The organism is Synergistaceae bacterium (assembly GCA_012521675.1).
Lineage (GTDB): Bacteria > Synergistota > Synergistia > Synergistales > Aminobacteriaceae > JAAYLU01.
Genome location: JAAYLU010000002.1, coordinates 1 through 12,049, shown reverse-complemented (window position 1 = coordinate 12,049; position 12,049 = coordinate 1). Strand labels below are relative to the sequence as shown.

Genomic DNA, 12,049 nt, shown 5'->3' with positions numbered 1-12,049 from the left:
TCCAAGAGCCGAGCTGTTTCCTTGTCTATGGAACTCATATGGCTTTTGACGTTGATGCCGAGGTCGGTTAGATGATCGATCAGGACTTTGTTGCTCTCTCCCAGCATCTTTGCTAGTTCGTAAATTCTGATCTTACTCAATGTCTTTTCCCCCTTCCGCAAGCAGTTGCAGTATCTTCTTGGCAAAACCGCTGCGTAACGGTAAAGCAACCACTTTTACATTTTTAGCCCCTATCGCAGATGACAGCTCCTCGCCTGTAATATTGCCCGGCGCTACCACAACTACGCCCTCCTCGTCGAGCCTGCTCCGAATGGATCTGAAAAACGCCGAGTTCGTGTCCGAGAAGAGCAGCAGCAGTTTTTCACGACGCGCCAAGGATGATTTTACATTATCCTGGCCGATGATGAGCACACCGGAGCGGCGTGCTAGGCCGAGATACGACAGCAACGAGCCGACTAAATCCCTTCTCACGGTTCCGCGGGCGCCCCTGTTTCGTCCTTCGTTCGGACGATCTCCAAGAGTTCATCGTAGAAGACCTGCTCCACCCTGGTCTTAAGGGCCTTGGACAGAGAATCCCTGCTCCTGGCCGCTGCCAGGCAATCCTCCGAGTAACAGAGGTAGGCACCCCTCCCGGGGCACCTTCCGGCGGGGTCGGCCTTCACCTCCCCGTCCGGCGTCCTGACGATTCGGAGCATCTCTCGTTTAGGCGACTCCTCTCGGCAGCCCACGCAGGTCCTCGGACGGCGTCGCTTCTGTCGGGAAATACTTATTTGGAGCCCTCCTCCTCAATGATATCCTGAAAGATATCGTGCAAAGTGGGCATCCTCTCCGGCTCCAGGGCGACTATGTCGATCTTCCATCCCGTCAGCCGGGCCGCAAGGCGGACGTTCTGGCCGGCCTTTCCTATGGCGAGCGAGAGCTGTTCAGGACGGGCGTACACAGTAACGGCCTTTTCCTGTTCGAGAATCGGCTCGATCTTAACCACCTTGGCCGGTGAAAGGGAGTTGCGCACGTACTGCAGGGGGTCGCTGTTCCATACTATGATATCGACCTTCTCCCCGTTGAGCTCCCTGCTTATCGACTTGATCCTGACCCCGTTGTTTCCGACGCACGCGCCCACCGGGTCGACATTCATATCGAGAGTCTGAACCGCGACCTTCGCCCTTGTGCCGGCTTCGCGGACGATATTCTTTATATCTATGACCCCATCGTGTATCTCGGGCACTTCCAGTTCAAGCAGCTTGCGTAGCAGCCCCGGGTGCGTTCTCGAGACCACGATCCTCGGCCCCCTGGTCGTCTGCCTGACGTCCAGGAGGTAGAATTTTATCCTGTCGCCCGGTATATATTCCTCGCCGACGATCCTTTCCTCCCTGGGCAGAATGGCCTCCGTCCTATCGTTCAACCTTATCAGGACCTGGTCGTTCTCAGACTTGAAGACCACTCCCGTGACCAGGTCTCCCACCCTGTCGGAGAACTCCTCGAAGATTATCTGGCGCTCCGCGTCCTTGAGCCTCTGTATTATCACCTGCCGAGCGGTCTGCGCCGCTATGCGGCCGAAATTCTCCGGATTGCGCTCTATCCGTACGTAGTCGCCCTCCGTGACGTCGAGGAAACCCTTGGACTGAGCCTCTTCAAGCGATATCTGCGAGTCGGGAGCGGTGATCTCCTCCACCACCTGCCTCACCTCGCAGATAGAGATCTCTCCGCTTTCGGAGTCGATATGCACCTCGACATCCTGGCTCCCGCTCTGGTACTTTTTATATGCGGAAATCAAAGCGGCCTCAAGGCTTGCTTCAATTATCTCCTGAGAAAGACCCCGCTCCTTGACTATCTGCGCAAGAGCGCGAGCGAAGTCGCGACCAAGCTGCATTTTATGAACTCCTCCTTTTGCTCTTGTCATCCTCGTAAACAAGGTTTCCCCGGGAAATGTCTCCTAAGGGAATGCCGGTGGGCGTCCCTTCTCCCTCTTGATCCGATTCAGGCATGATCTCGACCTTGTCGTTCTCCGCCGAGAGAATGACACCCCGCAGGACTTTTCTTCCCCGGACCGAGGGGCGCATCTTCAGCCTCACCTTCCTGCCAGCGAAGCGCCTGTAGTCCTCTATGTTGAAAAGCGGACGCTCTATTCCGGGCGAGCTCACCTCGAGGAAGTATTTTCCGGGCACAAGCTCGCTGTTCTGGTCCAAAAACGAGCTCAACGACCTGGAGACCAGCTCGCAGTCCTTAACCTGAACGCCGCCCAGGGTATCTATATACACCCTTAAAAACGCCGCGCCCCCGTCATTGACCAGCTCGATGCCGACGCACTCGTAACCCAGTTTTTCCACAATATCGCGCAGAGGAAGGAAAGAGCTCCTGTCGCTGTATACCACCATCATCGCCCCGCTTTTCACATCTTAAAAAACAAAGAGTGGGAGGCCCCACTCTTTGAAAGGACAGCGAAAAATCCGACTGTAAGGATTATAGCACAAGAAAGAAGATAAGACATCGATATTTCGACGCCTAAAGATAAAAGGCGGATACGAAATCCTCCCACCATTCATCGAGGTAGACCTCGTACTCTATCGAACTCTCGTCGTACAGGACTTCATCCCCGATGGCCTCCTCTTCGAGTTCCGGAAGAGAAATGACTCCGGGCCAGTACATGAGGTCTTCGTATTTGTTCCGCTCGAACACTTTCTTCTCTCTCACGGACATCTCCCCCTTGATGAGCATCGGCCGAGACATCAGAAGGCATGACCTGGCTTTGAGAGGGTGGCGACGGATCGGCACACAACCGAACGAGAGTATCCCACGTCGCCTATTCCCTCGCCCGACTTGGCCTTCAGATGCAGCCTCCCTCTCCACGAGGCGGGAAAAAACCCCTCCATAGTCTCGATCATCCGAGGCAACGACGGGGCGAGCCTTGGCAGCTGCGCGCTTATGACGCAGTCGATCCATTCGAGCGACCAACCTTCGCCCTCCACCCTATCCACGACATCCTTGAGCAGTATCGTGCTCGCCATATCCTTGTACTTGTCGTCGCTAGCCGGGTATAACATTCCAATATCGCCCAGCCCCGCGGCGCCCAACAGGGCGTCGCACACGGCGTGGACGAGGACGTCACCATCGGAGTGCCCTGAAAAACCGAGGGGAAAATCAGGAAACTCCACCCCTCCCAGGATATATCTTCTGCCCGGCACAAGAGGGTGAATGTCGTAGCCGATGCCCGTCCTGAAGGCTCGTTGGGCAATGCCCTCGGCCATGGCAAAGTCCTCCTCCCAGGTAATTTTAATGTTCGTCCGCTCGCCCTTGACCGACCGGAGCGGGAGTCCGGAATCGCTCCAAGCCTCTCCCTCGTCCTTCGCGCCTCCTGAGTGGGACCTCAGGACGCTGATCAGCGCCTTCCTTGGGAAACCCTGCGGCGTCTGGGTGATCCACAGGTTCTCCCTTGGAAAAGGAGAGAGAGCTCCATCCTCGTCCGACAGCTTCAGTGCGTCTGACACGGGAAGAAGGGGAAGCACGCCATGTTCCCGGTCAAGCGCGGCGACAAGACGCTCCGCCAGCGAGACGGACAAAAACGGACGGGCGCCGTCGTGGATCAGCACGTACTCTCCCGAGGCAGCGTCGATTCCTCTTAGAACGGATTCCTGCCTCTCCGCCCCGCCTGCAGTCACGACGACGGGCACCTTGAAGGAGCGGACCTCGCGTCCTGTCGAGTCGAGGTCGCCTGCGGGCAGTACCAGCACGCATTCTTTCACGAGACCTCGCAGAAAGAGTCTTTCTGCCGTGTTCACGCTCCATCTCCAGAGGGGAAAGCCGGCCAACGGTCGAAATTGCTTCGGGACCGACCCTCCGGTCCTCTCTCCTTTTCCGCCCGCGACAACTACGAAAGAAACATCCTTCACGGAGCGCGGACTTCCCTTCTTATCCTGCCGAATACCATCCTCCCGGCCGATGTCTGAAGCATGGACGTCACCACGACCTCCACTCGCTTTCCGATATAAGCCTCTCCGTCCTCGACGACGAACATGGTGCCGTCGTCAAGGTATCCAACCCCCTGTTGGGGCTCTTTGCCCTCTCTTATCACGTCGATGATTATCGTCTCGCCGGGCAGAAGCATCGGCTTCATGGCGTTTGCAAGGTCGTTGACGTTCAGCACCGGGATGCCCTGGATCTGGGCCAGCTTGTTCAGGTTGTAGTCGGTGGTCATTATCTGACCAGACAATCTCTCGGCCAAGACGACTAGCGCACTGTCCACGGACTCGGCCTCGAGGTCTCTCAAAGTAAGGTCAGCGATCTCCACCCTGGTATCAGCCAGCCTTTGCAGCTCGTTCACAACGTCCATGCCGCGCCTGCCCCTGGTCCTCCTGGACGGGTCGGTGGAGTCGGCAACGGACTGTAGCTCATGAAGGACAAACTGGGGGATCAAGATTATACCCTCTAAAAAGCCGGTTCTGGCGACATCCAGAATGCGACCGTCGATTATCACGCTCGTGTCCAGGATCTTTTTCGGAATCTCCCAGGATCCCATGTCGTCCGCACGGCCATCCTCGCCCTTCTGTTGCTGCGTTTTTATCATGGAGAGACGCTCCCTGATCCCTTTGATGGGAGTCAGGACACCCTGCATCTCGCTCTGCCTCTTCAGCAGGATGCTCGCTCCCAGGTAGGCCAGCACGACGTTCAACACCACGGCTACATAGCTCCCCAATGGAAGATCCGAGAAGGGCATGGCTATCAGGTTGGCGATCAGAAGTCCGATTATTATGCCGGCCGTGGCCGCGGTCAACTCCGACCAGCTTGCGTTCTTGAGCTGCATTTCGATCGATGCGCCGATCAACCCGAGCAGTCGGATGACCAAGGGGGAAAACATCAAGCCCACAAAAGCAAATAAAGACACGCATAACACCGTGAAGACGATCCTTCCCGGCAGCCAAAGGGGAAGCCACTCTTTCCCCGCCAGAAACCAGTCCACCGGTATCAGGGGCAGGAGAAGCCAGGCGATCTGAGCGCCTACCATTCCTCCTATGAAGACCATAAGACCGGAGAAGAAGAACTGGACCAATTTGCCAAAGCCTTCCGTCATGATCTCACCTCGCTTCCTCTCAACAATTTCAGGGCCGCCTTTACGATTGCTCTTCAGCGGCGCTTATCTTCAATCGAACACGGGACTCCATCGCGGCCTGCAGCGTCGTCCTGTCGGCGAACTCTATGCTGCCGCCGACCGGAAGACCGTAGGCTATCCTCGATATGTGAATGTCCACGGGTCCGATGTAGTCAACGATCGCATGATAGGTCAGATCGCCCTCGATGCGCGGGTTCGTCGCGATTATCACCTCCTCGATCTCTCCGTTCAAGACCCTCTTTCTCAGGTCGGACAGCCGCTTGTCATCGATGGTCTCTCCATCCAGGGGGGATACTCGTCCACCCAGGACGTGGTAAAGGCCGGAGAATACCCCAGCCGTCTCAATGCTGAAAAGATCTTCGATCGTCTCCACGACGCACAGGGATCTCCTGTCCCTCAGCGGATCGGAACAGATAGAGCATGGATCGGAATCCGTTATGTTTCCGCAAATGGAACAAGGGTGTATCTTCTCTTTAAGCGCGACGAGAAGCCGCGCCAGCTCATCCGCATAGGAGGGCGGCTGCTGAAGCACGTAGAAGGCCATGCGGCGGGCGCTTTTCGATCCGACGTTCGGCATCTTCCTGAACAGCAGGGCCAATTTCTCAAACGACTCGGGCAGAGACACCTTTCAACTCCCCGGATTAAAAGAGCCCCGGTATGCCCATACCGCTCGCGATCTGCCCCATTCGACTGTTGGCCAACTCCTTGCTCTTTCTCAGGGCATCGTTGACCGCCGCCAGGACGAGATCCTCCAACATTTCTACATCGTCGCCCGCGACCTCGGGCTCGATGCTGACGGAGAAAATATCTCCCTGACCGTTAGCCGTCACCTTGACCATGCCGCCCCCCGCGCTGCCCTCGACCATCTCATTGGCCAGCTCTTCCTGTATCTTCGCTACCTGCGTCTGCATCTTCTGGGCCTGTTTCATGATCTTGTCCATCTTCACGAGGCTATCTTCCTTTCGATTAATGGTGGTATTTTGTGCCTTTTATGATGGAAAAGGCACGATAAAGCTGCTCAAGAAAGAAGACCAGGCACAACTCGTGCGGCAGAGTCATAGCGGAAAGAGAGAGCGAAAATGCGCTTCTCCGCATGACCCGCTCGGAAAGACCGAAAGCCCCTCCGATGACGAACACAATCCTGCCCGGCTCCTCTTTCATGGTGTTCTCAAGCCAGTTGGAAAGAGAGACACTGTCCAGGCCAGTTCCCTTTTCGTCAAGAACGACGACAAAATCCCTGTCCCGAAGGGCCCTGGTAATAGCCTCCCCTTCTTGATCGATTTTCCTCTCCGGTTGCAAGTCCCTGGACTCGGCGACGCTCTCCAGCGCCACAGGTGCAAAGGGACGCATTCTTGAGAGATAGCGCTCGGCGAGCTCCGCCAAGCAGCGATCCTTAGGTTTTCCCACTGTCAAAACAGTTATCTTCAAGTCCTCAGCCTCGCCGTCCCGGTCGGAGGTCAACACAGTCGTTCAATACAATAACCCTTTCTGTCATCTCGATCCAGCGTCTTTTCCGCAATCTTGAGCCCGAACCTTTTTCGTTATTTTGTCATCCCGACGACCAAAGTGAGGAGGGGTCTCACCAAGCGACCGACACAGGATGCCCGAGAGAGCAGAAAAAAAAGCGCCCCATCGCCTACTGCAGGGGCGCGTATCATGTCTCGCCTAACCATGAGTCATCAGCGCGTCCGCGCAATCGACACAAGATGTACCGTCCATTACGAAGCCGGGAAGAGCGCGCGGCCGTACATCAAGACCTATCCTCTCTCTTCGGAGAATAGAAGCCGATCTTCGTGAGCAGGACTTTGAATACGAATACGAAGAGATCCAAGTCCTTCTTCCATCTCCACGGCTCCTGCAAGAGGCGATAGAACCACTCGAGCCCGACCTTTTGCAGGAAGAGCGGCGCCCGTTTCAAGGACCCGGACAGGACGTCGAATGCACCTCCCACTCCTACTGCGACAAGGTCTCCGAGTTTTTCCGCATTTTCGTGCACCCAGATCTCCTGTTTGGGTATGCCCATGGCAACGAAAAGAATCTTTGCACCGCTTTCCCTGATCTCCCTCGTCACCGAATCGTCGTCGGCCTCGAAAAAGCCGTCCCTAAACCCGGCAATGATAAGCCCGGTGAACCTCGTCTTCATTTTTTCAGCCGCTTTCTTTGCTATCCCCGGGCGAGCCCCTAGGAAGTAGACCGGCCATCCCTCGACGGCGGCCATCCTTGCGAGTCCGATCATGTAGTCTATTCCCGTGACTCTCTCCTGCACGGGAGTGCCCAGCAGCTTCAGCGCCCAGACCAAGCCGGTGCCGTCCGCCAGCGTCAAGTAGGAGTCGGCAAGGGCGGAGGCGTATCTTTCGTCCTTCTCCGCCTCCATTACCGCCAGGGCGTTTACCGTGGCCACCAGTCTTGCGCCGCCTCCCGGCGAGGCAAAGCCGCGGGCCTTGGAAAGAGCGTAGTTCATTGAGACGTTGTCGATCCTGGTATGCCATATAGACGGCTTCCTGGGCATGTCCGTGTTCTCCTTCATGTTCTTGATGGCCGGGATTATGGTCAAACCCGCAAGAAGAACGGCAAGGCTCGCGACCAGCACCATCGACATTGGACGTGTAAGCTGGGATATCGCGACTACCGAGCCTCCCAGCGCGCACAGGCTGGTTATGAAACGAACAGCACTTGGGTGGTCCAGCCCTTTTCCGATCAGCTTGCTGTAAAGGACGGCGGCATTGTTCGACTTCGAGGAGATTACCCGGTTCATAAAGTTAAGCGTTGTCTCTGCTATGGGAATCGCGAAGAGGCCTAGCGGGAGGATCATCAGCGCGCCGAACGTGATGCCCTTGCTCACTCCGAGCACCGAGGTGCCGGCGACCAGTATCCCCCACATGGCCGACAGGGATGTGCCCATCTTGCGGTACATGTGTCCATGCCTGCTCCAGAAGACACCGAGCAGCATCAGCCCGGTGAAGGACATGAAGAAGGCCTCGCGCAGGTCTTGCCCCGAGAAGAGGGTTGCCAGGAGCATCAGTGAGAAGGAGATCGCAAGCATGTGACCGGTCATCCCCGGGATATTGTCCAGTTCTTGCAGCAGGACCGGGAACGCGGAGACCCACAGAGCGGTTATCAGCACCGAGACCTCCGGAGTCAGGAAGAGGTACTCTCCTGCGGGCAGTCCGATGAAGGCTATCCTCGGGCCAAAAAACGCGAATGCGAAGCCTATCAGCAAGTAGACCGGCTTCCAAAGCGCATTAGGATATATATGCTGCACCATTCCGAAGACCGCCGAGATGGCTGCCGTGGCCACGATGAAGCGCGATGAGGGACCACCGACGCACACAGCTGCAATTATCCACGCACCGATCAGGGTCAGGTCGCGGAAATAGTTGTACTGCGCGTTATCCATCATCCTCCTGCACGCCCGCTGGACAATAAAACAGGGCAACAGGAGCAGCAAAGTGCAGACCACCGTATCGGAAGAGTACATAGCCGCACTCATAAGGATCAAGGCCCCCTCTGAGGATCAGAACTCTATCGAACCTATATGATAACAGGAATCCAGTGTGATTTCCATCGAAATTTCAAATTCTTGCTCAAACCGGCTTTGCTGGTATCTCCTTTATGCCGCCCATGTAGGGTACCAGGGCCTTCGGTATCTCCACGGACCCGTCCTCGCGCTGGTAGTTCTCAAGCACGGCGATAAGGGTGCGTCCGACTGCGATGCCCGAGCCGTTCAGCGTGTGGACCAGCCTCGGCCTCCCTCCCTCTTTGGGACGGTACCTGGTGTTCATCCGCCTGGCCTGAAAGTCCTCGCAGTTGCTGCATGAGCTTATCTCGCGGTACTTGTCCTGCGACGGCAGCCACACCTCGATGTCATAGGTCTTGCTGGCGCCGAATCCCATGTCCCCCGTGCATAGGCAGACGGTGCGGAAGGGGATCTCCAGCCTGCGCAGCACTTCCTCGGCATTGTCGGTCAGCTTCTCGTGTTCCTCGTAGCTCTTCTCCGGCGTCGTCAGTTTGACCAGCTCGACCTTGTCGAACTGGTGCTGCCGCAGCATACCCCTGACGTCCCGTCCGTGAGAGCCGGCCTCCCGCCGGAAGCACGGTGTGTAGGCGGTGCAGTAGTAGGGAAGCTGGTCTTCGTCTATGATCTCCCCGGCGAAGAGATTTGTCAGGGGCACCTCCGCCGTGGGTATCAACCACAGGTCGTCGTTCTCGCACTTGTAGAGGTCGTCCGCGAACTTGGGGAGGTTGCCCGTCCCCTGCATCGTCTTGCTGTTCACCAGGAAGGGGGGCTGAACCTCGAGATAGCCATGCTCCTTCGTCTGCAGGTCGAGCATGAAGTTGATCAACGCCCTCTCCAGGCGCGCGCCCATGCCCTTCAGCACGGTGAACCTGCTCTGGGCCAGCGCGGCGCCCCTCTCGAAGTCCAGAATCCCGGTGCCCTCTCCTATATCCCAGTGGGCTTTCGGCTCGAATGGGAAGCGCTTCGGCTCTCCCCATCTCCTGACCTCCAGGTTGTCGTTCTCGTCCTCTCCGACCGGGACCGACTCGTGAGGCCTGTTGGGGATGCACAGGAGCATGAAGTTCAGCTTTTCGTCTATCTCGGCCATCTTGGCGTCCGCCTCCCGGACTTGCTCCCCCAGGACCCGCATCTCCTCCATGAGCTCGGTCGCGTCCTCGCCTCTGCTCTTCGCTGCTCCGACCTTTTTCGCCCCTTCGTTTCTGCGGGCCTTCAGCTCCTCGGTCTCGGTCAGAAGCGCGCGCCTCTCGTCGTCCAAGGCTAAAAGAGGCTCTACTTCGAAGTCGTTTCGCCTGTTGGCAAGAAATGTCTTAACCTCGTCCACGTTCGATCTTATCCATCTTATATCAAGCATCAGCAACGGCCTCCTTTATATTTCTCATCTGTTTCAGCAAATTTGCCATCTCGATCGCGGCGGTGGCCGCTTCGGATCCTCTGTTGCAGGCCTCCGAGATCGGTAGCTCCAATCGGGACGGAAGAATTCCCAACGAGATCGGCACTCTCTGGGCAAGGCAGATCGACGCCAAACTCTCGTAGACCGCCCTGTTCTCGTGGTCCCCCGCCGTCTCGATGCCGAGGGCGATTATCGCGTCGTACCTTCCCGACAGTGCAGCCTCCTTAGCCGCGAGGGGTATCTCCCAGGGACTTGGCGTTTTGAGCACGTCGATTCCGCGGTGAGAGACTCCGTGCCGTAGAAGCGAGTCCTTGGCCCCGGCGAGCAGCTGCTCGCCAAAGAATACCTCCCTCCGCGAGACGACGATGCAGAAGCGCATCCCCTCCGCCGAAAGCCCGCCCTCCATAAACTTCATTCCCGGTACTCCTCCTTCAGATAGTTCAACACCCGCGTCGCGGTGGCCCTGCCTATTCCGGGGGCGGTTGACAGCTCCTCCACCGTCATCCCGGCGATAGCCCTTGCGCTGCCGAAGTGACCCAGAAGCTGTGCGGCACGATGCTTCCCGATCCCCGGCACGTCCTCCAGCGCGCTTCTGCGCAGCCTAGCACCTCTTGCCGAACGGTGGCTTTCGACGGCGAACCTGTGCGCCTCGTCGCGTACGCTCTGAAGCAGGCGAAGAACTTCATCTCCCCTGTCCAGCCGCAAGGGGTCATCTTCTCCAATGCTATGGTATATCAGTTCCTCCTCTTTTGCCAGGGATATGGAGGGGGTATTATCAAGCCCCAGCCTTGAGAGAGCTCTTCTGGCGAAATCAAGCTGAACAGGGCCTCCGTCTATCAGGATCAGCTGAGGCAGGGGCTCCTTGCCCTCCAGGACTTTTTTATAGCGCCGCTCGACCGTCTCTTCGATCGAGCGAAAATCGTCGACGCCTTCAACGGTCCTTATCCTGAATCGACGGTACAGCGAGCGGTTCGGGATCCCCTGCTCGAAGACGACCACCACGCCGTACGTCTCCCTTCCCGACATGTGCGAGATGTCGAACCCGTCGATCCTCCACGGTAGCACGGGAAGATTCAGCAGCTCCTGCAGGCGGTTCAGGCGAATCCACATGTCGCCGTCGAACTCCTCCCGCAGGGGCTGCGACACCCTCTGCCTGGACACTCGCCATATCGCGCGGATGGTGTCGCGGAGCCTCGCCGCCTCTTCGAAGTTCAACGAGCTCGCGGCCCTGTCCATCCTTTTTCTCAACCTCTCGACCACCTCGGCGGACTGCCCCTGCAGAAGCAGGATCACGTCATCCACTCTTTCACGGTACTCCGACGCCGTGGCCAGTCCGGCGCAGACGCCCATGCACCTGCCCAGCGCGTGATGCAGGCAGGGGCGGACCTTCTTTCCCCCCCCGTTCCGGTCGATCTCCCGGGCGCAGATCCTCAAGGGGAAGTACCTCTCAATCAGCCTCAGCAGCGACCGGACGTCGCCGACGCTCACGTATGGCCCGAAGTACAGCCCGTCCCCCTCGATCTTCTTGCGGGTGATCACGATGCGCGGGAAGGTCTCCGACGTTATCTTTATGTAGGGGTACCTGTCGTTCATCTTCAGGTTCACGTTGAAGAAGGGCGAATACTTTCGGATCAGCTTGGCCTCCAGGATTAGAGCCTCCACCTCGGTCTCGGTCCTTATCACGGAGATGTCGTCGATCGAGGCAACCAACTTCCTCAGGCGCGGCGATGCGAAGGACTCGTGCCTGAAGTAGGAGGCGACCCTTCTTTTCAGCGACTTTGCCTTGCCCACGTAGAGCACCATGCCCTCCGAATCGCGCATCAAGTAGACCCCCGGCCTGTCCGGGAGATTTTTCAATAGATTTTTAACATGCTCTCCAGCCATGGCTCCTCCTAATACAGGGAGAGATAAACATGCGCTCCTCATAGCATTATTATATAATACCCGTCAGAAAGCATTGGAGGTGCGTGGAGATGGGTTTAACGCTTTATAATGACCTGACACGAAAGAAAGAGCCGTTCGTCCCCCTCAAAGAGGG

At 57.3% G+C, this 12,049-nt stretch carries 15 protein-coding genes; all 15 read right to left on the bottom strand.

The genetic code is table 11. The features are described 5' to 3' along the window. Positions 1–140: hypothetical protein (locus tag GX181_00165; protein NLM70359.1), on the bottom strand; the 140-nt coding region annotated here is incomplete at its 3' end. Next, a complete protein-coding gene (locus tag GX181_00160; GenBank protein NLM70358.1) occupies positions 133–471 on the bottom strand; it encodes a hypothetical protein in 339 nt (112 codons plus the stop codon). The genes GX181_00160 and GX181_00165, both read right to left, overlap by 8 nt. Beyond that, positions 468–764, bottom strand: a complete 297-nt coding sequence (locus tag GX181_00155) for a YlxR family protein (GenBank protein NLM70357.1) — start codon at positions 762–764, stop codon at positions 468–470. Before GX181_00155 ends, GX181_00160 begins: the two co-directional genes overlap by 4 nt. A gap of 2 nt (positions 765–766) precedes the next feature. After that, on the bottom strand, positions 767–1,870 hold the full coding sequence (gene nusA, locus GX181_00150) for a transcription termination/antitermination protein NusA (GenBank protein ID NLM70356.1): 1,104 nt from the start codon (positions 1,868–1,870) through the stop codon (positions 767–769). A 1-nt stretch (position 1,871) separates the two neighbouring features. Then, on the bottom strand, positions 1,872–2,393 hold the full coding sequence (locus tag GX181_00145) for a ribosome maturation factor RimP (protein ID NLM70355.1): 522 nt from the start codon (positions 2,391–2,393) through the stop codon (positions 1,872–1,874). Positions 2,394–2,502: 109 nt separating this feature from the next. Further along, a complete protein-coding gene (locus GX181_00140; protein ID NLM70354.1) occupies positions 2,503–2,691 on the bottom strand; it encodes a hypothetical protein in 189 nt (62 codons plus the stop codon). Positions 2,692–2,726: 35 nt separating this feature from the next. Further along, positions 2,727–3,887 (bottom strand): 2-C-methyl-D-erythritol 2,4-cyclodiphosphate synthase, encoded by a 1,161-nt coding sequence (gene ispF, locus GX181_00135; protein ID NLM70353.1) that lies wholly within the window; start codon positions 3,885–3,887, stop codon positions 2,727–2,729. After that, positions 3,884–5,065, bottom strand: a complete 1,182-nt coding sequence (locus tag GX181_00130; protein NLM70352.1) for a TRAM domain-containing protein — start codon at positions 5,063–5,065, stop codon at positions 3,884–3,886. The genes ispF and GX181_00130 overlap by 4 nt, the downstream gene beginning before the upstream one ends. A gap of 40 nt (positions 5,066–5,105) precedes the next feature. Beyond that, positions 5,106–5,729 (bottom strand): recombination protein RecR, encoded by a 624-nt coding sequence (gene recR / locus GX181_00125; GenBank protein NLM70351.1) that lies wholly within the window; start codon positions 5,727–5,729, stop codon positions 5,106–5,108. Positions 5,730–5,745: 16 nt separating this feature from the next. After that, the gene (locus GX181_00120) at positions 5,746–6,051 is read right to left on the bottom strand and encodes a YbaB/EbfC family nucleoid-associated protein (GenBank protein NLM70350.1); all 306 of its coding nucleotides are present in this window, start codon (positions 6,049–6,051) and stop codon (positions 5,746–5,748) included. A 19-nt stretch (positions 6,052–6,070) separates the two neighbouring features. Continuing rightward, positions 6,071–6,532, bottom strand: coding sequence for a 23S rRNA (pseudouridine(1915)-N(3))-methyltransferase RlmH (locus GX181_00115; protein NLM70349.1), 462 nt, complete (start codon positions 6,530–6,532; stop codon positions 6,071–6,073). A 322-nt stretch (positions 6,533–6,854) separates the two neighbouring features. Continuing rightward, positions 6,855–8,501: a WecB/TagA/CpsF family glycosyltransferase gene (locus GX181_00110; GenBank protein NLM70348.1), complete on the bottom strand. Its 1,647-nt coding sequence runs from the start codon at positions 8,499–8,501 to the stop codon at positions 6,855–6,857. A 187-nt stretch (positions 8,502–8,688) separates the two neighbouring features. Beyond that, positions 8,689–9,972 carry a serine--tRNA ligase gene (gene serS / locus GX181_00105; GenBank protein NLM70347.1) on the bottom strand — a complete coding sequence of 428 codons (1,284 nt, stop codon included), beginning with the start codon at positions 9,970–9,972 and terminating at the stop codon, positions 8,689–8,691. After that, positions 9,965–10,426 (bottom strand): 6,7-dimethyl-8-ribityllumazine synthase, encoded by a 462-nt coding sequence (locus tag GX181_00100; protein ID NLM70346.1) that lies wholly within the window; start codon positions 10,424–10,426, stop codon positions 9,965–9,967. The genes serS and GX181_00100 overlap by 8 nt, the downstream gene beginning before the upstream one ends. Continuing rightward, on the bottom strand, positions 10,423–11,895 hold the full coding sequence (locus tag GX181_00095) for an excinuclease ABC subunit UvrC (GenBank protein ID NLM70345.1): 1,473 nt from the start codon (positions 11,893–11,895) through the stop codon (positions 10,423–10,425). The genes GX181_00100 and GX181_00095 overlap by 4 nt, the downstream gene beginning before the upstream one ends. Positions 11,896–12,049: the final 154 nt, after the last annotated feature.